The following is a 21,707-nucleotide window of genomic DNA, read 5'->3' as shown; positions in this document are numbered from 1 at the left end:
TCACGATTTTTGAGAAATAAAACGACGCATATTAAAAAACTATTACATATATTTGCAGCATCAAAAACAGCAAACAGTGCCATATTTGTATATAATATCAGGTTGCAACGGAGCAGGAAAAACAACAGCTTCCTTCACTATTTTACCAGAAATGCTAAAATGTAGGGAGTTTGTTAACTCAGACGAGATAGCCAAGGGACTTTCCCCTTTTAATGCAGACAGTATAGCCGTCGCCGTTGAAGCTAGTCGTATTATGTATAAGCGGATAAAGGAACTCATCGGTGCTGGTGAGACTTTCGCAATGGAAACTACGCTGGCCACCCGTTCAGTCGCAAACTTGATACGGGAAGCACAAAGGGAAGGTTATTATGTTACATTGCTTTACTTCTGGCTGAATACGCCGGATCTAGCCGTGGAACGTGTGAAAATGAGGGTAGCCGCCGGAGGTCACAATATTCCGGAAGCAACGATACGGCGTCGATATGAGGCTGGTATCCACAATTTATTTGAGCTATACCTTCCTATTAGTGACTATTGGATGATAACAGATAATTCGATGTCTCCCATGGAAGTGATCGCCAAGGGATTCAAGAATGATAAAAGGGAAGTGTATAATCTAGATATTTTTACAAAACTTGAACATCATGAATGAGCAAGAAGTTAGAGAATTCGAAGAGAATATAGTAAAAGGTGCAAATATAGCTTTTCAGCGTTTGGTGAATCAGAAGAAGAAGGAAGACGGAGAGTTGGTATTCTCTCGTAACGGTCATATCTTCAGAGTCAAAGCTGTTGATCTTGACAAGATTTATTAAGTTATAGATATAACATATACAAAAAGAGGAGACGTATCTTTCAAGGATATGTCTCCTCTTTTTGGCTTTATAGAAAAAGGAACTTAGGTTCATGGGCGAAGTATGTTAACATACTTCGGCATTTCAGTTAACATACTTCGCCCACGAAGTTAACTTACTTCTCTATCTTGAGAATTCCATCTCGTTCAATAAATAACCGGCTCCGGCATATTTATCGATTACGAATAGGACATAACGGATATCTACGATAATACTGCGTTGATAATCGGGCAGATATTGGATATCCCCTCCTACTCCTTCCCAGTTACGGTCGAAATTGATACCGATTAACTCTCCTTGTCCATTCAATACCGGACTACCGGAGTTCCCTCCCGTTGTATGGGTCGTAGCACAGAAGGCAACCGGCATTTTACCGTTAGGCATCTTATAAGGGCCAAAGTCTCCTGCTTGATATAATTCCTTCAAACGAGCAGAAACCACAAATTCCCAATTCGTAGAATCCTCCTTCTCCATGACGCCGTCTAAAGTGGTTTGATGACCATAATAATCGCAATCACGAGGACTGTAACCTTTCACCTGCCCATAAGTCAGACGAAGCGTAGAGTTCGCGTCCGGAAAACTAGCCAAGTCTCCATACATCGCTAAAAGTCCTTTCACATACGCACGATGGGCGATCGCATATCCGGCATCAAAATCAGCCAAAGCCTTATCTAACGCCTTTTTCTCATCCTTTACGGATTGCGCGAACAGAATCATCGGATCTTCTCTCAAAGTTTTGACAGACGGATGCTCCTTGAACGCATTGAAGTTCTTCTCACTACCATAGATCGATTTATCAAACAGATAATCAACGAATTTATCCACATCCCCCTTAAACTTGCTATCGATTACGGAAAAATAAGCCGGCTGCGACTTCGGAGCGACCAAACGCCTATATTCCTTTAACATGACTTTTGCTATCTTCTTATCAACCATCGGCGCATAATCCTTATCAGCGAAACGGTGGAAAGCCCTCTCCAATTGAGTGACCTGTTTTTGCTGCTCGGAACGATCTTTCCCCTCCAAAGCCTCACAAACAGTCTCGATATCGGTCGGAACTTTGGAGAACTCGATGCCACGGCTCAATGCCTCATCCAACATCCAACTACGGAAACGCAAATCCTTACGATCATTAACGATCTGCTCCAATGTCAGAAGCGCTTCCGGATAAGCAGGCTCACACATCTTCTTCGACCAAGCGATCAAACGATCCTGCTCATCGTTTTTCACCTGCTCAAAATTACGTTTGTTGATCGCCCAGTTACTACCGATCGCATTCTTATAAGCGTTCGTAGAACCCGCATACTTACTAGCGTATTGAATCCGGACTTGCGGATCTTTCAGCATTTCTTCCAGCATCGCCTCTTGACGGAGATTACGGATATTGATACGTACCGCATTATCTATATCCCGACGTTCGGCTACCTCCCATGAGGTATAGTATTTATTGGTACGACCGGGGAAACCCATGATCATGGCATAATCGTTCTCCTCCACACCTTTTAAAGAAAGCTTTAGCCAACGTTTCGGACGAAGCGGGACATTGGTTTCCGAATAAGGTGCCGGATTTCCGTTCGCGTCGGCATACACACGGAAAAGAGAGAAGTCTCCGGTATGGCGAGGCCACATCCAGTTATCCGTATCCGCCCCGAACTTACCGATAGAGGAAGGGGGAGCACCGACTAAACGGACATCCGAATAGACCTTCTTGGTAAACATATAGTACTTATTACCTCCATAAAAAGCCTTGATCTCGACTTCCGTACCGGGGTTATCCTGTAAGAACTTCTCACCTACTTTCGCTTTAGCGAGGCCATTCAAGTACTTAGCGGACAAGAATTCCATGCTGTTCGGATCCGTGATCTTTTTCAGTTCCGTCCTCACATAATCCGTCACGTCGTCGATCTTATCGATAAAAGTAACCGTCAATCCCGGATTCGGAAGCTCCTTATCACGAGACATCGCCCAAAAGCCGTCCGTCAGATAATCATGTTCCAAGGTACTATGCCGTTGGATGCTACTATAACCACAATGATGATTCGTCAGCACCAACCCGTCCGGAGAGATCATCTCGCCCGTACAACCACCGCCAAAACGAACCACGGCGTCTTTCAAGGAAGGAGCCTCGGCGCTATACACTTCCTGATCGCTTAATCGCAGACCAAGGGCCTGCATCTCCGCAAACTTTTGTTGCTTCAATAAAGGGAGCAGCCACATGCCCTCATCGGCCAAGACCGGAAACGCCAATATAGCGGCCGCTACAGATAAAAAGAGTTTCTTCATGTATTTGAACTATTAAAAGGATGTTTTGTCAACATTGAATTATAATAACGGCGATCTCCACTTACCTCCTTACCCAGCCAAGCCGGTTTCTCAAAAGGCTCGTCCTCAGACGATAACTCGATCTCCGCAAGGATCAACCCTTCATTCGCTCCGTGGAAAACATCGACTTCCCACGTATGGCTGCCTCTGGGAACCAGATAACGAACCTTGTCGATCGCACCCGGCTCGCAAAGCTCCAACAACCGCTCGGCATCCACCAGAGGAATCTTTTGCTCAAACTCATAACGGCTCAAGCCTTTCTCATCCGAAGCGCCTTTGATCGTTAGAAATCCCTTCTCTCCCCGGATACGAATACGAACCGTACGTCCGGGCTGTGAGCAAATATATCCCTGCACGATACGGGTGGAGCTAACAGCCTCCGGTAAGAAATCACCGGAGACCAAGAATTTCCGTTCTATCTCAATGGCCATGTTGCGAGGTATCAGCCTTAATCGTTACCATCGTCGCACCAAAACCATATTCGCGGAAAGAAGCATCTTGAAAATAATGTTGTTTATAACGGGTCTTCAAATCCTTCTCGATCGCCTTACGCAGCACGCCATCGCCTTTTCCATGGATAAAGACAATCTTCTGTCCGTTATTAAGAGCGTACTGATCCATCACCTCACGGAATTTTCCCAACTGGTACGTCAGCATATCCGCATTGCTCAATCCATTCGTATTATCCAACAATTCGGTTATATGCAAATCGATCTCAAGGATAGCGCTATTCGTCGGCTTCTTTTTCACGATTTGCCGGGGAACCCTACGTTCCTCACGAACCTTTTGCTGCATAGCTTCCTTCAACTCTGCCGCAGAGACCAATAGTTCTCTCTCGGGCAAGTCATTGCGGATAATCGGATAAATCAAGGCATCCTCCTCAAAGAAATCATTCTCCATAAAGCAGTGAAGCTTGTAGAACTTAACCGTATCCAAGCGCAACTCTACAGATACGGCGTTTTTCAACGAATAGGGTTTATCCTTCTTGAAAGCGATCAGTTGCACGCAGATCCTTTCCAGATCATTCAACTCCGGCTTACCGAACTCCTCTAGGAATATTTTCGTATTCGGCTCGATAATCCCGTTATAACGGCTTGTCCAGCTATTATTCGTCCGGTTCATATAATTGAAGAACAAATAGTAATTGCTATCATTCACGAAATACGTCTCATAGCCGCATTGCTGGAACGCCTTCGGATCGACCGGGAGATAAGCCAGATACACATTCAGACGCTCTCCCTCCGGTGTCTCCTCGACCTTTTCCTCTTTGGGTTCAGGCTTCTTTGGGGAAGGAGTCTCTACCGGAGCCTGTACTTTCGGACGGTTCGAACTATGCACTTGCATATCATTACCCCCAACCACGACACATTCCTTGATCAAGGCAGGAACCTCAAACCCATCCTCATCCTCAACCAACACTTGGTCCTTTCCACGGAATCCACGTACGACTCCACCTCCCACACTATTCAGGAAGCGAACTTTATCACCTATTTGAATACTCATATTCTATACCTTATTATATTATGCGCACAAAATTAGGGAATAATCCGCGAATCCGAAACCTATTTACTACTTTTGCACCCGGAATCCATACAAACGGATGTTTTTTAACAGGACAGAAGAAGTAATGAAGACGCAAGAAATACGTATTGAAGATTATAACTATTCGTTACCGGACGAACGAATCGCGAAGTTCCCATTGCCTAAAAGGGATGAGTCCAAACTTTTACTCTACCGTAACGGGGAAATAAGCGAAAGTATCTTTAAGCATATCACGGATTATCTTCCCCAAAACACCTTGATGGTATTCAATAATACCCGGGTCATACAAGCCCGCCTACTTTTCCAGAAAGAGACCGGCGCACGCATCGAGATTTTCTGTTTGGAGCCCATCGAGCCTCATGATTACGCCTTGATTTTTCAAGAGACCCGACGCTGTAGCTGGACTTGCTTGGTTGGCAACCTTAAGAAATGGAAAGAAGGCACTTTATCCAAAACGATCTTCATTAAGGATGAACCGGTCGTGCTGACAGCGGATAAGAAAAAGTCTCATGGTGACACACATTTGATCGAATTCACTTGGGATAATGAGGCTTATACGTTCGCAGATATCTTGGATGCCGCCGGGGTCTTGCCGATTCCTCCTTATTTGCACAGGGAAACAGAGAAGAGCGACCTACAGACCTATCAAACAGTTTATTCTAAGATAAAAGGCTCCGTCGCCGCACCGACCGCCGGACTTCATTTCACTCCGGAAGTACTTGCCGATATAGATGCTCGGGGCATCGGGCGGGAAGAAGTCACCTTGCATGTCGGAGCGGGTACCTTTAAACCGGTAAAAAGCGACACGATCGAAGGTCACGAGATGCACACGGAATTTATCTCCGTCCGCCGCAGTTCCATCGAACGTATCAAAAGCAACCTTGGAAATATCATCGCCGTAGGAACGACTTCCGTACGGACCTTGGAAAGTCTCTATTACATGGGCGTGATCCTAGATAATAACCCGGAAGCGACTTCCGAAGATCTCGTCGTAAAACAATGGATGCCTTACGACACCAATAACAACCGGCTGACAGCGGAGCGATCCCTTCAAAACATCCTCGATTATCTGGATAAGCATGATGCGGATACGCTGGTAACGGCTACGCAAATCATCATCGCCCCGGGCTATGAGTTCAAGATCGTAAAAGGAATCGTCACCAACTTCCACCAGCCCAAAAGCACCTTGCTCTTGCTGATCTCCGCTTTCGTAAAAGGAAACTGGAAATCCATCTATGAGTATGCCTTAGAGCACGATTTCAGGTTCCTGAGTTATGGGGATAGTTCCTTGTTATTGTAACAGACATACAATAAGATCCCATACAATTCGTTATATTTGCACGAATATATTCCAGATTGAATGAAAGCGCATTTTACTATATATATTTTATTTTTGCTTATCGTATCTTCCTTGTATTCCTGCAAATCGGCGAAGTTGAGCGATGCCGAGGAGAAGCAGCGTATCGGGGAATACTATGAGGCAGCCGCCATTTATCGTAAGGTTTACACGAAAACATCCCCGAAGAAAAGGGATTTGCGCGGCTATATCGCTTACCGTATGGCCGAATGTAACCGGTTGATCAATAATACGGCGAAAGCGACTAGCGCCTATATGAACGCCATCCGCTATGATTACCCGGATAGCACCGTCTACCTACGCATGGGACAGATGTTACAGAAGACCGGACGTTATCCGGAGGCGATCAAGAACTACGATATCTATATGGAGAACGATCCTAGCAATTTATTAGCTATCAACGGCATACAAGGATGCGAGTTAGCTCCCGGATGGAAAAAGAACCCTACCCGCTACGAGGTAAGACGCATGGATAAATTCAATTCCCGCCGGGGAGAATTCAGTCCGATGCTGGCCGGAGATAAATACGACCAACTATACTTCGCTTCTTCCCGCTCGAAAGACAAAGACGCGAAAGTCAGCGCCATCACCGGGCAAAATAACAATAACCTCTTCCTTGTCAAGCAAGACGAGAAAGGGGCTTGGCTAGCTCCCGTAGAGCTCGAAGACGAGGTGAATACGGAATACGACGAAGGAACCCCCTCTTTCTCCCCCGATGGAAACACGATGTATTATACCTATTGCGCCCAAGATCCGGAAGGCCCTCGTACCGCCGAGATTTACATATCTACCCGAAGCAGCGCCAAATGGGGAAAAGGAACCCGTGCGACGATCGTAAAAGACTCGGTTACCGCCCTCGGTCATCCTTCCATCTCGCCGGACGGCAAATACTTGTATTTCGTATCCGACGCCGTGGGCGGTTTCGGTGGCAAGGATATTTTCCGTGCCCGGGTAGCGGGAAACGATTTCGGCCCGATGGAGAACCTAGGAGAAGAGATCAACACCCCGGGAGACGAGATGTTCCCGTATGTCCGGGATTCCGTCACCCTTTATTTCGCGTCCAACGGACATCCGGGAATGGGCGGCCTCGATCTGTTCAAGGCCACGCAAGACAGTACAGGGAAGTGGAAGGTCGAGAACCTAGGCGCTCCCATCAACTCTATGGCAGACGATTTCGGTATCACCTTCGCCGGAAAAGAGGAACGGGGCTTCTTCTGCTCCAACCGCAACGACGCACGGGGCTATGACCATATATATTCCTTTGAACGGCCTACGATCACCATCTTCATCGAAGGAATCGTAAACGATGTCGATGAATATCCGATCGAGGACGCTACCGTACGCATCGTCGGAAAAGACGGACTGAACGTGAAAGTCCCGGTCAAGAAAGACGGTACCTATCGTGTCGAGTTGGAACGGGACATCCGTTATGTCATGATGGCCAGCGCCCGTGGTTACCTCAACCAGAATTACGAGTTGCATACCGGCCCCGAGGAGAAAAACGAGACGTATATCGTGGATTTCTTTCTCTCTCCGATCAGCAAGCCGGTTGTTATCGATAACATTTTCTACGATTTCGATAAAGCGACCCTTCGTCCGGAATCCAAGAAAGCTTTGGACGAGATGATCAAGATGCTGAACGATAACCCGAACGTAACGATCGAACTGGGTGCCCACACGGACCGGAAAGGTACGGACCAGTATAACGAGCGTTTGGCTCAACGCCGTGCGCAATCGGTCGTGGATTACCTAATAGCGGGAGGTATCGAGGCGGCTCGTCTGGAAGCGAAAGGATATGGAGAAAGCGTTCCCAAGACGATCAATAAGAAGATGGCTAAACAATTCGATTTCTTGAAAGAAGGCGATGTGCTTACCGAGGAATTCATCCTTGCCCTGCCGCCGGAACAGCAAGAGATCGCCGACCAGATCAACCGCAGAACGGAATTCAAGGTCTTACGTACAAACTATAACTTATTTTGAGGGAGCAAAGAGCGTGATCTCCTTAAAAGAGACCGGCCAATCGATCGCACTCATCAGCACATCGAAGGACAGGCGTTGCTGATAAGAGACCGAGGACTCCCTTGAATACAAGTCATGAGCTACCAAACCGATCATCATCTTAACCTTATAATGCAATTCCTTGGATAGTACCAAGCAGGCAAGTACACTCAAATCTCTCGCTTCTTCCCAATCCCGATCCGCAAAACACATCTCCTTTTGAAGTGCCGGATAATGACGAGTCCGCATGATCAGATCCGGATCACGGACCTCACACGCACCTTCCACTACATCCAATAATATACGACAGACAGCCAAACGTTGCTTTTTAATTACCTCCATATACGTTTCCCTCAAACCGGACCGTTCACCTTGTTCGGTATTTCTATATGCTACAAAAAAGAAGCGTGGGAACTGTTAATCTACTATTCGAAACTGAGGCATCGCCAAACACCCATCGGACAAATAATAAACAACAGCCCACGCCTTATTACGTATACTATTAGGCAGTATATATAACAAGCGTGAGCGTTTAGTTGCCTATTATCTCTGTCCGACTTGAAACTTGGCGATTTTCAGTTCCAAAGATAATATCTTAAACGCTTATCGTAATCACACTTTGATTCATAAACCCTTGAATTTCCACAAGAGTTTACTTTATCGATACAAATATAACGCTTTTTCTCATACATCATATGGATTTATTTTTCTCTTTTAAAATCTATTGGGAAAAGATGGCGTATACTCTCTAGCGATAAATCCTTCCACTATAAACAAGATGCTTCCGTGAGTAAAAAAGAGAGGCGCATATACATCCTATTTATGTATATACGCCTCACCATTATGTAGATATTTCCAAATCCGGAACTTTCTTCCTTATTTACTCTACCGAGAACTTATAAATACACTCACTCGTATATTTCTCGCCCGGACGAAGCACTACGCTCGGGAATGTCGGCTGGTTCGGGCTATCCGGGTAATGTTGAGTCTCCAGACATAGGGCGCCACGATGTGGGTAAACCACACCTAACTTGCCTTTATCACCCGCTTTCGTCATTGAGTTACCGGCATAGAATTGAAGACCCGGCTCGTTGGTGTAGACTTCCATAACGATACCGCTTGTCGGAGATACAACCTTAGCGGCTACCTTATTGATATCGCCGGCGGCGTTCAAGATCCAATTATGATCGTAACCACCACCGTAAACCAATTGCGTAAACGGATTGTCGATATCAGCGCCTACCACTACCGATTTGCGGAGATCCATCGGCGTGCCTTCCACGGGTTCGATACCAGTCGGGATCAAAGTCTCGTCCACCGGGTTATATGTATCCGCGTCGATCATGATCGTATGATCCATGATTTGCGAGCCGGGGACACCGGAAAGATTAAAATAACTATGGTTTGTCAAATTCACGACAGTAGGTTTATCCGTCGTAGCCTCGTACTTAATATCAACGGCGTTATCATCCGTCAACTTATAGATCACCTTGATATCCAGATTACCGGGGAAACCTGCCTCACCGTCTTTCGATAGATAAGTCAACTCCAAAGTTTGGTCATCGATCTGTTTCGCGTCCCAAACTACCGCGTGATATCCTTTCGGACCTCCATGCAAGCAATGCCCGTTATTATTCTGCGGAAGTTGATACTCCGTTCCGTCCAACGTAAACTTACCATTCGCGATACGGTTGCCATAACGTCCGATCAAACCACCATAGTTATTATCCGGAAAAGCTACATACTGAGCGATATTATCATATCCAAGCACAACATCCGTCATCTTACCGTTCTTATCAGGCACCATCACGGAAACCAAGCGTCCGCCCCAATTCGTTACGCAAGCCTCAGCCCCTTTCTTATTCTTCAACACATACAAAGCAGTCGGCTTACCATCTACCTCAGATACAAAATCCGACTTCATCAAACCAGAAAGAGTGGCCTCTTCCGTAGCCGCCCCCTTCTCATTCTTACCTCCGCATGACAATAACATACACATTGCCATGACCGCAAAACAAAGTTTTTTCATCTCTTTCCTTTAAAATTAATAAATGTTATTCTTCGGGCAAAGATACGCATTCTATCCACATGAGGTCCAATATCCTTACGCATTTTCTCGGGAATCCTTACCGATTTCCTCCCGAAGTACTACACTCTTCCTCTTGACATCTTAATCATCCACCAATTGGTAGATGATCATGCAACAGCCGTTGGAAGATCATGCAACAGTTGGTAGATGATCGTCCAACAGCTGATAAATAAGCTAGACCTTCATACAAATCCCCTAATACCTCCCGAAGAAACAGCCAAGGAAACCCGAAGAAACCGGTAGAAGACTCGTACTTTACAAATGGCATCATGGAATTTTTTAATACCTTTGCAACCGGTCTCTATCACGGCGAAAGTATCAACGCTTGCCAAAAACAAAGAGAGGCCAAGTGTCATCATATTAAACACATTATAATTTTCTATGAGCAAACAACTTTATTTCATACAAGAATCATTCACTGATCAAGAGCTTGAGATATTAAACAAATATTTCACCAATACGGATAAGCCTGTTTTTGGCCTTATTAATTTACCCGATGTCGTAAAAGGAGCGCTTTTCGCTAGATATAGTCGATCTAATAAATCATTAAGAAGGTTATTTTTAGATGAGTTCTATACCCATTCAACGAAACTTACGACAGATAGTATGCCTGTTGCCGGTATGGAAAGAGCCTCTTCCCTGTATGACAAAATGATCTTGGACTTTGGCGATGACTCTGTCGCCCAACTGGGTGGCGCGCACATAGCTTGCGAGCAAGTATCCAATATCTTGACAAAAATCATAGAAAAAGGACGTATAGCTTCCTATTTAGAGCAGAGTACACGATATGTGTACTATAATAAAAAGATAAACGGACAATATCACTATGTTATCCCCCCTGAGATAGCCGGTTCTCCATTAGAAAGCCTGTATAAGGAATATATGGACTTTCTATTTGACACATATACAGAGATCCTCGAAGAACTTACCCCAATATTAAAGAAGAAATACCCGCAAGGAGAAAAACAAACAGACAGGGCTTGGGAAGCGATTATCAGGGCAAAAGCATGTGACATCGTCAGAGGTTTATTACCCGCGTCCACAAGGTCTAACCTTGGGGTGTACGCGAATGGACAAGCCTTTGAATACATGTTGGTTAAAATGTACGCAAGCGATAATGCCGAGGTCATACAATATGCCGATATGATATTGCACGAACTAAGGAAGATAATACCCGCCTTTTTAACCAGAGTCGATCTAGAGAACAGAGGTAAACTTTGGAGTCAATATATCAAAGATATTCATTCGGAGATGAATGGCGTAGCGAAAAGTCTATTAAAAAAAGAAACCGTTGCGCTTCCAATCAGACACACACAGAATGAGGTCAATCTGATCGCATGGGATAAAGACGGTCTGGATAAAATAATACAGTCCATATTATTCGAATATACATTTGAATCAGAAAAGGATATACAGAAGAGAATCGAGACATTCACTGAAGAAGAAAAACGGGACATCCTAAAAAAGTACTGTGGCAACCGGCAGAACAGGAGACATAAGCCGGGAAGGGCCTTGGAGACGATATCCTATAAATTTGAGGTTCTATCGGACTATGGAGCATTCAGAGACCTGCAACGACACAGGATGCTGACTTTAGAATGGCAAAAGTTATCACCTCGCAACGGGTACATAATCCCTATTGAGCTAGAAGACTTGCCTCGATTGAAGAAGCTTTATGAGAATGCCTTGATCAAATCCGAAGGTATCTATGAGAAAATAAACGACGCGTTCGGAGAAGAAGTCGCCCAATATGTCATTCCTTTCGCATACCGGGTACGGTATGAGATATGTATGAATCTAAGGGAAGCGACCCACTTCATCGAATTAAGATCGCAAAAGCAAGGTCATTATTCTTACCGTAAGGTTTGTATCGATATGCACGATTTAATCATTAATAAAGCAAAACATGATTTTGTCGATGATTGCATGAAATTCGTGGATAAGAACTTCTACGACTTGTCAAGGGAAGATGCGGAAAATAAAAAAGATAGAAAGCTGTAAGATATGGAAACGGATAATTTGTATATAAACAACGCCCTAGACTGGTTGAAGCGAGCTGTCGACTCTCTGGTCAGCCACAAAAGAACGGATGAAGGTACGGGGTTCATCCGCTCTTCCAAACAAATAATACCGGAACAAAAAGAAGGTATCTTCTATACCGCTACCTTCCAAGCCTACTCCGCCTTGTTGGAAAGTGCGGAGACTTATGAGGCGGGAGCATTCGGGCTAAAAGAAATGACCCTTGAACTGACCCATATATTTACCCCCGATATATTTGGGAAAAAAGATCAATACTCAACCAACAATGGCAGCCGCTCCATCATCTTGCTGGAACAAATATTAAAGGTGATGGTTTATCTCCAGAAGTATAGACATACGATTGGCGAAGACATCATAAATGCGGCAAAAGAAGCCATTGATATAGAAACTGCCAAAACAGACATCCTATCCAATAGCGCCAACGATGAATACTATTACCCGGAAGCAAGCAGGTCACCTTGGTTCCTGCTCAGCTTACTCAATTGCCAGAAATACATCGAAACCATATATGGGGATGCCAACGGAATCATAAAAATACCATCCGTGGACACTTTGATAGATAGCCATATCAATTACCACATGGCTCGCTATAACGTAAAAGAATTATCCTTCGACCCCATCTCATTGGTAATCGCACTTTGCTGTAAAATAACAAGAGATCCCGGTTTTAAGACCTCCCCCTTCTGCATCTCATGCCTTGAGGCGATTGTCAAATTACAACATAACGATGGCTGCTGGCCCACGGGAGCTACGATATCGTTCGATGATTCCGGAGATGTTATCCAACAAGCTAGCATCCAAATTGCGTCGCAACTGGCCGAGGCCATCATTGATTATAAATTCTTAGTCGATTGCAATGACAACGTTGAGCTAATCTTGGATATAATTATCCCTTCTTTCAGAAAATTGTTCAACTACATAACCTCCACGTTCGAGAAACTTGACAATCCGTGCGTATATGGCTGGAGCAGCGACCGAATCAAGCTCAAAGGCTATACGGAAACATGGATCACGGCTTATACATGCCGTTTTTTGTATAAATATTGGCTTGCTGAAAAAGCGTACGCACGCATAAAAGCATTAAAAAGGCTAGGCGTGACAAACTATGTCTATGACGAACAAAATACAATAAAAGAGATCAAACGCTGGAATGATGAAATCATCGAACCGGATCACATCTTAAAGCCTAAAGAAACGATCGATGGGATTATCCAACCGATTATAGGAAATAAGGAAAAGGGCTGTTTGCTTCTTTCTCCCCAAAAAGACAATATCTCCTTCATTATATGTGGTCCCTCGGGCAGCGGGAAAACCTATATCGTGAAGCAAATGGCTAAGGCCTTGGGCTGGCCATTGGTCGAATTATCGCCAAGCCATTTCATAAAGAAGGGGCTCGATTTCATAGAAAGTACCAGCAGAGAAATCTTTAACGATCTATACAATCTGCATCATGCTGTCGTATTCTTCGATGAATGCGATGAATTATTCAGAAACCGATCCGAATCCGGAGAGACAACATCGAGTAGGACGATCCTCAATTTCCTCACGGCCAGCATGCTTCCCAAACTGCAAGATTTACATGATAAGCAAAACATCATTTTCGTATTGGGAACAAATTACTTACATAATATAGACTCAGCCGTCAGAAGAAAAGGACGATTCGATCACAGGATACTTTTCGACCGTCCGGACGAAGAGGCCAGACGACTGTTCTATCGAGCAAAAGGAAAATCTAATGACTCTGATATTAGCGAGGATGAATTTGTCAAACGGACAGAGACCGCGTTAGTCAAAGATCTTACTAAAGCTCTCTCCTCATCGTACCAACAAGAAGAAGACCAGAGTTATTTGGATTGGTGTGGCGCCAAAGGCGAGGATTCCGAAGGTTTATTGGAATTAAAGAATTGTGATAAATCGGAATGCCATCAAGAGAAAATAAAGGAATGGAACAAGATGTTGAAAGAAAACAGGGAATAAGATGCTGAACAAAAGGACTTCTTGTGAGTTCTGCACGGAAATCCATGATCCCGAAGATAGCCTTTTTGGGAAATTATATATGAATGCCAAGATCCCATCTAGGATCATGAAAGATTGTGAGCATTTTGTCGTGATGCCCACAATTGGGCATTTTCTCAAGCACTACCTGCTTGTCATTTCAAAAAGGCATATCGAAAGTATGTCCAAACTCACCGATGAGGAATTAAGTGAATTGGAAGATTTACTGAATGGACTCAAAGAAAAATTAGCATCGTACGGGCATGTTGTATGTTTTGAACATGGAGGAGGTTCCTTTAAATATAGCACGTGTAGCGTATACCATGCTCATATCCACATAATACCAGTACCTACTTCTCTTGATTTAACCTCTTTCTTACTCGAAGAAGAGAATATATCTCGGTTCCATACATTTACAGAATGCTATCAGAGTCTTAGGAATACCCCGCAATATCTAATGGCGATGAACGCGGATGGCTCCATATACGCTACTGATATCTCCAAAACACAAGAAAGATATGTGTCTCAATTCTTTAGAATGAAAATCGCGGAATATTACAAAATCAACGAAGAATGGGACTGGAAAAGGATCAAGGCCATAGAGCCAAATCTCATCCAAACGCTCAATGATATATTATAAACTCTTTAATTTACATACGATGAATAAAGAATGGGAAAAGGTAAAATTATTCCACGATAAATTCGGGCACCCTAGTTCTGATCGTCCTGCTTTTATCCCCAAGGAACGTGCGAAAGATAGGGCAAAATGGCTTATGGAGGAAATAGCCGAATTTCTGGTCGCTCCTGATATCTACGAACAAGCGGATGCCATGATAGATCTCATCTATTTCGCTCTAGGCACTTTAGTTGAAATGGGGATCAAACCGGATGAGTTGTTTGATATCATACAAAAAGCAAACATGGAAAAATTAGGAGAAGACGGAAACCCCATATACAACCCTAAAGACGGCAAAATCATGAAACCTAAGCATTGGGAAGATCCCGCTCCTAAGATAAAGGCATACATCGATAATCTATCACAGAACAGTTAACGAACCTGCCCAATTTTGTTATACAAACAAAAGTAAGTACCTTTGTTACTAATTATAACACTTATATTAAAATCAATAAGTCTATGAGTACAATTTCTATCATCGCAGCAATCGCAGATAAAAGCGCGATCGGAAAGAATCAGCAATTATTATGTCACATGCCTTCAGACATGAAGCGTTTCAAGGAATTAACCACGGGACATGCGGTAATCATGGGACGTAAGACATTCGAGTCTCTCCCTGTAGCGCCACTGCCCAATCGGAAGAATGTCGTATTGACGACTATGCCCGAGGCTGGTTTCGTGAATTGTTTCGCTTGCGAGTCAATGGGGGCCGCTCTGGATTTATGTGAGAAAGAGGACGAGATATTCATTATCGGCGGCGCGTTGGTATACAGACAGGCTTTGAGAATAGCCGACAAGATGTATATTACCCGCATCCATCATGAGTTTCCCGACGCTACCTCGTTCTTTCCCGTCGTAAACTGGGACCTTTGGGAAGAGACTGAACGTGAGGAGTATCCCGCAGACGAGAAGAACCCTTACCCCTACACCTACATCACCTACGTGCGCAAAAAATAAACATTAACGTACGTTTTACAACTTTTTGCTCTTTCTTTGTATCTATATAGGAAAGGTTTATTGTTAAACTTATAAAACCCAAAAGATATGAAGATAAGAGCAATTATTTTATCTGCCCTGATACTTTGCGGCATCTCGGCGGTTATTATGTATAGCCGGGCCGCCCAGCCTCAACAAAAAAGTTCTGTTATCACGCAAGCTATAAACGATAAGAATACCCCTATGGTGATCAAGAATCTTATCCTTAAAATGAAAGAACAGATGGAGGTAAACGATGATCAGTTCCCGGAACTGATCAAGGAGGTGGAGAATTACACCAACAGTTGCGCCGACTCGGCTTCCGTGGCGGTATTACATTCCATGCTGGCGGAGATGTATCAGAACTACTTCCAACGGAACCAGTGGACCATCAACCAAAGAACCCAATTAAGCGGTTATATCCCGGAGGATATCCGGGTATGGACTTCCAACTTATTCACGGATAAGATCAAGGAAGAGATCGATTTATCATTGCGACCTACGGCTTTATTGCAAAATACGCCTGTCAGCAAGTTCAAGGATATTCTGGAGATCGGAAAGGACTCGCAAACCCTGCGTCCGACCCTCTATGAGTTCCTTGCCTTCCGGGCACTAGACATCCAACCAACCGTACAGATCTATAAAGACTTGATCGCCTTTCAAAATAAGGAGCCAAATATGAAATCGGTCCTCCTTACGGAATTGGATTACCTACGATTCCTTTACGGGGATAAAAGGGATAAAGAGTCTTTCGTGGCTTACATGAACGCATTGGATGAGCTTTACAGGAACTTAGCTTCTCAAAACTATGCAGCCGAGATCTTAATCGCTAAATTGGATTTGGTTAGCGGCAGTATGTTTCGTTACGTCTCTACCCAATGGGATTCTATCAAAGTGGAAGAGGTGAAACTATGCGAGGAGGGTATCAAGCGGTATTCCGGTTACCCTCGCACGGCTATCTTAAAGAATCGCTTGGCACAATTGGAACAACCTACTTTATCCGTATCTACAAACAATACGGTTTATCCGGGACAGCAACTGGGGATCAAGCTGGAATATAAGAATGTACAGAAAGTCATCGTACAAATCTATCGAAGCTCGAAAACACCTTTACAAGCGGCAGCCCATACATCCGCAAAAAAATCAAGTAGCAGCACCTTGGGACAACTCGTAAATGAGAAGACATTCTCCTTGCGGCTGCCCGACACCTATTCGCAGCAAGATACGACCTTACATATATCTATGGATCAACCGGGATTGTATGAATGTGTCGTAACCGTACCCGGACAACAGCTAAAGACGATCAATACGGTTAGCGTAACCCGATTGGCCGCGATCTATCGTAATCTTTCCGGTAATAAACAAGAGGTCATGGTTACCGACTATCTTAGCGGGAAGCCTGTTGATGGGGCTATCGTTACCTATTACGGAGGTCAGCGTCGTAGCTTGCAAGTACTGGGTACCGTCAAGACAGACCGGGAAGGCTTGGCCACGCTTCCGGCGAACAGTCAAGTATTGGCGTTCCAAGCCAGCAGACCGGGAGATACCAACGCTATGTTGACAAATATCTACCCGATGGGTTCCGGCCACAGACCGGAAAAGAACCCGGTAGAAGTCTCAATCTTTACGGATCGTGGGCTTTACCGTCCGGGACAAACCATTTTCTTCAAAGGTCTCGCCTATGTAAAAGACTCGAACGACCCGCATGCCGTGGCCGGACAGCCTTTTACGGTGACCTTATACGACGCTAACGGGAAAGAGATAGCCCAGAAGAAAGTCACGACCAATGAGTTCGGTTCTTTTAACGGAGAGTTCTCCCTCCCCAAACAGACCCTAAGCGGTGTCTTCCGGTTAAGTACCGGACAGATGAGCGTATATATTCATGTAGAGGAATACAAACGTCCGACTTTCCAAGCGTACTTCCTCCCGATCAAGGGAGATATCGCTTTCGGCGATTCCGTTACCATACAAGGCAAGGCGGCTACATTCTCCGGCGTGTCACTGCCCAGCGGAGATGTCACTTGGCGTATTACACGCAGGCCCTTCCTGTTGTGGAGGTATTTCCGTCCGAGCGCTCCGACACAAGTTGCGGAAGGGAGTACCACCCTTTCCGGCGATGGGACATTCAACGTATCTTTCCGTCCCCAAAAAGAGGAGGATACGAATCCATACGCTTCCGCATACCAGACCTACAAGGTATCGGCTACCGTAACCGATAGCAAGGGAGAGACCCAAGAGGCGAATTACACCTTCTCGGTAGGAGAATCCAGTATCGTCTTATTCACGAACCTACCGCCACAAATCGAGAAAGACTCGGTAAAAGCCGTAGTCGAAGCCCGGACAATCAATGGGGAGATGGTTTCCACCTCCGGTACTTTCAAGATCGTAGAACTGATCGCAAACCGATCCGATAAGAATAGCGGAGAGAGCTATCAAGAAGGCAAGCAAGTAGCTTCCGGTAGCTTTACCAGTGGCAAGGAGATCAGTCCGGCTATTTTCAACCCATTGCCCTCCGGGCGTTACCGTATTTTAGTAGAAGCCAAAGATAGCCAAGGACGGCAGAGTAAGAACCAGTCCGATTTCATCCTATACGGAAAGAACGACAAGCGTCCTCCCGTATTTACCCATACTTGGCTGCTGAAAGAGAAGACAACTTGTTTACCCGGGGAGGAAGCGGAGATCGTATTCGGCACCTCCGACAAGGACGCCTACGTACTCTATGAATGGTTTGCCGGAAATAACCGCATCCATCACGAGTTGATAAAGCTAAGCGACGCGAACCATCGGTTTAAGATCCCGTTCAAGCCGGAATATGGAGAGGGAATCATCGTATCCTTTACGTTCGTAAAAGAGGGTGAGCTATATATTACCCAAGTACCCGTAGAGCTTCAGCTACCCAACCGGCAATTAACCATCAAGCCGATAACCTTCCGGGATCGTTTACTTCCGGGAAGTAAAGAGAGCTGGAAATTCCGTATCACCGACGCGGACTCCACGATCGTATCCGCCGAGGTACTGACCAGCATGTATGATGCCTCGCTAGATAAAATCATACCATTCAATTGGTATTTCTCCCCGCGGCGAACGATCTTGCTACAAGCTCCCCGTTTCTCAACCGGAGCCGGATTCCAGCGTAGTTATCAATATGACCAGACAGAGGCCAAGTATATAAAAGTACCTCAATATCAGTATGACCGTTTAAATTGGTTCGGTCTATTCAATGAGATTGTCATACGAGGATACGGCTCCAGCAACCGGGCTTTCGCCACAGGTGGTATCATGCTGAAATCCGCGGCAGCCCCAGTAGTGGCGGAATCCATGAACATCATGGAAGACAGCGCCGTGTTAGAAGAGCCTAGTGTGGAATCTACGGAAGGGGAACCCGTGTTCAGCCTATCCGATCCTTTCGCCAAAGAGAGCAGCCAGCCGATAAGTCCGGAGCAAATCCGGCAGAACTTCGCGGAAACCGCCTTCTTCTACCCGACCTTACAAACGAACGAGGAAGGAGACGTATTCGTAAATTTCACCCTGCCGGAAAGTAATACGACTTGGAAACTACAGATGTTGGCCAATACCAAAGACCTAAAATACGGTCTGCTTACGAAAGAGGTCATTAGCAGCAAACCCTTGATGGTTCTACCGAATCTGCCTCGTTTCGTCTGCCAAGGGGATGAGGTCAGCATCAGCACGCAAGTCATCAACAATTCTAAGGAAGCGGTATCCGGCCGTGTACGCATCGAACTATTCGATCCCGCTACAGACCAACCGATTATCTGCTTGAGCAAGTCACAACGTCCGTTTGAGTTGCAACCGGATAGCATCGCTACTGTAAGCTGGATGATCCCGGTTCCCAAACAGATCAGCCTACTGGGCATACGTATCCTAGCCGACTCTGAAAAGGGAAGCGACGGGGAGCAGCAGATCGTACCGGTTCTTTCCAATCAATTGCTTATCACGGAAAGTACCCCGTTCTATTTGCTCAAGGAAGGAGAGAAACAAATCCGTATCTCCGGGAACTCGGAGGGAGCGACACCGTTCCGTCTCACGCTGGAGATGACCGGGAATCCGATTTGGTACGCGGTACAGGCATTACCGACGATCACACAGCCGAACAATGATAATATCTTATCTTGGTTTGCCGCTTATTACAGCAATACGTTGGCTTCCTATATCGCCCAAGCCCATCCCCGCATCCAGAAAGTGATCAACCAATGGACCGCCCAAGGAGGGAATGCCTCTACCCTCTATTCAAACTTGGAAAAGAACCAAGAGCTGAAGAACATACTCTTGGAAGAGACGCCTTGGGTACTGGCCGCCGATAACGAGACAGAGCAAAAACAACGCTTGTCTTTATTGTTCGACCTAAACCGTGCGGACGGATTACGGGAAGCGGCCTTGCAACAACTGATCCAACAACAGAACGAAGAGGGTGGATGGAGCTGGTTCAAAGGTTTCCCCGCAAGCCGTGCGATCACGCTTTCTATCCTGAAAGGTATGTCACAGCTTGTACAGCTAAACGCGATCCAATATGGGCAAGCGGAGAAAGAGATGCAAATGAAGGCCCTCAAGTTCTTGGACAAAAGTATGCAAACGGATTATGAGAACTTGCTGAAATACGATAAGAAATGGCAAAACGCATGTCCCTCGCCGGAGCAGGTAGAGTTCTTATTCGTCCGCAGTTCCTACCGGGATATCCCGGAACTGGGAGACGCCCGGGAAGCGATCCGTTTCTATACGAACCAAGCGGAGAAGCACTGGAATCAATATTCCTTAATCAGTAAGGGCGAAATCGCCTTGTTAATGCATCGAAACGGTAAAAAGGAGGTGGCGACAGCGATCCTGACAGGACTAAAGAAGACCGCTACGATCTCCGAGGAGAAAGGTATGTATTGGGCAAACAACCGCAGGGGGAGTGATTATTTCACCTCACCGATCGACACGCATTGCTTATTAATGTCCGTCTTTAACGAGATCGCGCCGGATACCCAGAATACAAACCGGATGAAACAATGGTTGCTAAACCAGAAACGTACACAAAACTGGGAATCCGTACCCGCCACGGTAAACGCCATTTACGCCTTGCTACTCACAGGTAGCGATTGGCTGAACACGCAAAACACCTGTGTAGCGACATGGGACGGCAAGACCTACAGTACCGCGGAAGGGGAAATCGCCATCGGTTACCTCAAAACGATACTTCCGAACGAGCCGGCAAATAGTTCCGCCAATCCCGTGCTCTCGATCCGCAAGGAAGGAAACACGCCGGCATGGGGAGCTGTTTACGAGCAATACTTCCAAGAGATCGACAAGGTAAAAGGACAAAAAGGGGTGTTGAGTGTCGAGAAGAAATTATTCGTCGAGACCAATAACGGTACCAACCGCCAAATCCGTCCCGTAACACCGGAGCAGCCGCTCCGCATCGGAGACAAGGTAATCGTTCGGCTAACGATCCGGACAGACCGTGAAATGAATTACGTATTCTTGAAAGATCTACGTGCGGGCTGCTTCGAACCGGCCGATCAACTTTCCGGCCCGGAATCAAGAGACGGTATCTGGTACTACAGATCCCCGAAAGACGTATCCGAGAATTTCTTCATCAATCGTCTGCCGGAAGGTACGTTTGTCTTGGAATATCCGGTCTACGTATCCCGTAGCGGCGAATACGCCGGAGGTATCAGTACGATTCAATGTATGTACGCCCCGGAATTCGTGTCGCACACCGCCGGAGAAAGCTTGCGGATCATGCCCTAAACAAGCCTTTTCTTACAATGCCCGTTCTAACCTCCTTACAATGCCCAGTATAAGGAGGTTAGAATGGGCACCGTAAGAAGGTAAGAATGGGCATCGCAAGAAGCGTTATCT

At 45.5% G+C, this 21,707-nt stretch carries 16 protein-coding genes; 10 read left to right on the top strand and 6 right to left on the bottom strand.

The window, feature by feature from the left end:
- The first annotated feature begins 52 nt into the window (after nucleotides 1–52).
- Both ACYIA1_RS20065 and ACYIA1_RS20060 read left to right on the top strand, forming a co-directional pair.
- Nucleotides 53–652 carry an ATPase gene (locus ACYIA1_RS20065; RefSeq protein WP_005858862.1) on the top strand — a complete coding sequence of 200 codons (600 nt, stop codon included), beginning with the start codon at nucleotides 53–55 and terminating at the stop codon, nucleotides 650–652.
- Complete coding sequence (locus ACYIA1_RS20060) at nucleotides 645–812, top strand: hypothetical protein (RefSeq protein ID WP_005858864.1); 168 nt, start codon at nucleotides 645–647, stop codon at nucleotides 810–812. Before ACYIA1_RS20065 ends, ACYIA1_RS20060 begins: the two co-directional genes overlap by 8 nt.
- Nucleotides 813–974: 162 nt before the next feature.
- Here ACYIA1_RS20060 and ACYIA1_RS20055 read toward each other — a convergent pair whose 3' ends face one another.
- Genes ACYIA1_RS20055 through ACYIA1_RS20045 form a run of 3 tightly spaced genes read right to left on the bottom strand, consistent with a single transcriptional unit; the run spans nucleotide 975 to nucleotide 4,676 of the window.
- Nucleotides 975–3,134, bottom strand: a complete 2,160-nt coding sequence (locus ACYIA1_RS20055) for a S46 family peptidase (protein WP_057326595.1) — start codon at nucleotides 3,132–3,134, stop codon at nucleotides 975–977.
- The gene (locus ACYIA1_RS20050; RefSeq protein WP_480336296.1) at nucleotides 3,131–3,604 is read right to left on the bottom strand and encodes a CYTH domain-containing protein; all 474 of its coding nucleotides are present in this window, start codon (nucleotides 3,602–3,604) and stop codon (nucleotides 3,131–3,133) included. The genes ACYIA1_RS20055 and ACYIA1_RS20050 overlap by 4 nt, the downstream gene beginning before the upstream one ends.
- Nucleotides 3,594–4,676, bottom strand: a complete 1,083-nt coding sequence (locus ACYIA1_RS20045) for a DUF2027 domain-containing protein (protein WP_005868468.1) — start codon at nucleotides 4,674–4,676, stop codon at nucleotides 3,594–3,596. Before ACYIA1_RS20045 ends, ACYIA1_RS20050 begins: the two co-directional genes overlap by 11 nt.
- A gap of 124 nt (nucleotides 4,677–4,800) precedes the next feature.
- On the opposite strand from ACYIA1_RS20045, the gene ACYIA1_RS20040 reads away from it, so the two are divergent.
- Together ACYIA1_RS20040 and porE are read left to right on the top strand one after the other, a co-directional pair.
- The gene (locus ACYIA1_RS20040; RefSeq protein WP_122369044.1) at nucleotides 4,801–6,015 is read left to right on the top strand and encodes an S-adenosylmethionine:tRNA ribosyltransferase-isomerase; all 1,215 of its coding nucleotides are present in this window, start codon (nucleotides 4,801–4,803) and stop codon (nucleotides 6,013–6,015) included.
- 60 nt (nucleotides 6,016–6,075) lie between these two features.
- Nucleotides 6,076–8,052 carry a PorE family type IX secretion system protein gene (gene porE / locus ACYIA1_RS20035; RefSeq protein ID WP_005868464.1) on the top strand — a complete coding sequence of 659 codons (1,977 nt, stop codon included), beginning with the start codon at nucleotides 6,076–6,078 and terminating at the stop codon, nucleotides 8,050–8,052.
- Here porE and ACYIA1_RS20030 read toward each other — a convergent pair.
- From ACYIA1_RS20030 to ACYIA1_RS20020, 3 genes are all read right to left on the bottom strand, one after another.
- Nucleotides 8,044–8,412: a hypothetical protein gene (locus ACYIA1_RS20030; protein ID WP_036618242.1), complete on the bottom strand. Its 369-nt coding sequence runs from the start codon at nucleotides 8,410–8,412 to the stop codon at nucleotides 8,044–8,046. The genes porE and ACYIA1_RS20030 overlap by 9 nt on opposite strands.
- 538 nt (nucleotides 8,413–8,950) lie before the next feature.
- Entirely contained in the window at nucleotides 8,951–10,099 is a 1,149-nt protein-coding gene (locus ACYIA1_RS20025; protein ID WP_413639721.1) for an aldose epimerase family protein, read from the bottom strand.
- Nucleotides 10,100–10,341: 242 nt separating this feature from the next.
- Nucleotides 10,342–10,518 (bottom strand): hypothetical protein, encoded by a 177-nt coding sequence (locus tag ACYIA1_RS20020; protein WP_192938474.1) that lies wholly within the window; start codon nucleotides 10,516–10,518, stop codon nucleotides 10,342–10,344.
- Nucleotides 10,519–10,540: 22 nt separating this feature from the next.
- On the opposite strand from ACYIA1_RS20020, the gene ACYIA1_RS20015 reads away from it, so the two are divergent.
- The 6 genes from ACYIA1_RS20015 to ACYIA1_RS19990 all read left to right on the top strand — a co-directional run bounded on the left by ACYIA1_RS20015 (nucleotide 10,541) and on the right by ACYIA1_RS19990 (nucleotide 21,596).
- On the top strand, nucleotides 10,541–12,160 hold the full coding sequence (locus ACYIA1_RS20015; RefSeq protein ID WP_413639720.1) for an FAD-dependent thymidylate synthase: 1,620 nt from the start codon (nucleotides 10,541–10,543) through the stop codon (nucleotides 12,158–12,160).
- A gap of 3 nt (nucleotides 12,161–12,163) precedes the next feature.
- Complete coding sequence (locus ACYIA1_RS20010; protein WP_480336295.1) at nucleotides 12,164–14,176, top strand: ATP-binding protein; 2,013 nt, start codon at nucleotides 12,164–12,166, stop codon at nucleotides 14,174–14,176.
- Nucleotide 14,177: 1 nt separating this feature from the next.
- Nucleotides 14,178–14,834: an HIT domain-containing protein gene (locus ACYIA1_RS20005; RefSeq protein ID WP_009276150.1), complete on the top strand. Its 657-nt coding sequence runs from the start codon at nucleotides 14,178–14,180 to the stop codon at nucleotides 14,832–14,834.
- A gap of 19 nt (nucleotides 14,835–14,853) precedes the next feature.
- A complete protein-coding gene (locus ACYIA1_RS20000; RefSeq protein WP_146376139.1) occupies nucleotides 14,854–15,246 on the top strand; it encodes a pyrophosphohydrolase domain-containing protein in 393 nt (130 codons plus the stop codon).
- 83 nt (nucleotides 15,247–15,329) lie between these two features.
- Nucleotides 15,330–15,827: a dihydrofolate reductase gene (locus tag ACYIA1_RS19995; protein ID WP_005858889.1), complete on the top strand. Its 498-nt coding sequence runs from the start codon at nucleotides 15,330–15,332 to the stop codon at nucleotides 15,825–15,827.
- A gap of 87 nt (nucleotides 15,828–15,914) precedes the next feature.
- A complete protein-coding gene (locus ACYIA1_RS19990) occupies nucleotides 15,915–21,596 on the top strand; it encodes an alpha-2-macroglobulin family protein (RefSeq protein WP_480336294.1) in 5,682 nt (1,893 codons plus the stop codon).
- The last annotated feature ends 111 nt before the right edge of the window (nucleotides 21,597–21,707 follow it).

Source organism: Parabacteroides sp. KHUB-02, from assembly GCF_056640955.1.
The sequence above is the reverse complement of the archived record's forward strand: the minus strand, read 5'-3'. Positions and strand labels throughout refer to the sequence as shown.